Origin of the sequence: Shewanella sp. SG41-4 (genome assembly GCF_014164505.1) — a bacterium.
Taxonomy (GTDB): domain Bacteria; phylum Pseudomonadota; class Gammaproteobacteria; order Enterobacterales; family Shewanellaceae; genus Shewanella.
In genome coordinates this window covers 1-365 of the sequence record NZ_JACJFI010000763.1, presented here as the reverse complement: position 1 = coordinate 365, position 365 = coordinate 1, and the positions used below count along the sequence as shown (strand labels likewise).

At 46.6% G+C, this 365-nt stretch carries 1 protein-coding gene; it reads left to right on the top strand.

All coding sequences use genetic code 11. From position 1 onward, the window contains the following. Positions 1–365: Ig-like domain-containing protein (locus tag H5202_RS23720; RefSeq protein WP_182774164.1), on the top strand; the 365-nt coding region annotated here is incomplete at both ends.

Below are 365 nucleotides of genomic sequence, written 5' to 3'. Positions count from 1 at the left end.
CAAAGTTATGCTGCAGGCACCGAAGTCACCCTAGAAAATGGCGTGCTAGTCCTAAACGCTGACGGTTCATACACCTTCACACCAAATGAAAACTGGAACGGCAACGTGCCGGTGATCACCTACACCACCAACACAGGTATTACTGCCACATTAACCATTGAAGTGACGCCGCTTGATGATGCGTCTGTGTTAGTCAATGACAGCAATACCATTGTTGAAGATACTGTTGCCACTGGTAACGTATTAGATAACGACAGCGATGTTGATTCAGATTTAAGCGTTGTCAGCTTTGAAGTTGATGGCCAAAGTTATGCTGCAGGCACCGAAGTCACCCTAGAAAATGGCGTGCTAGTCCTAAACGCTGA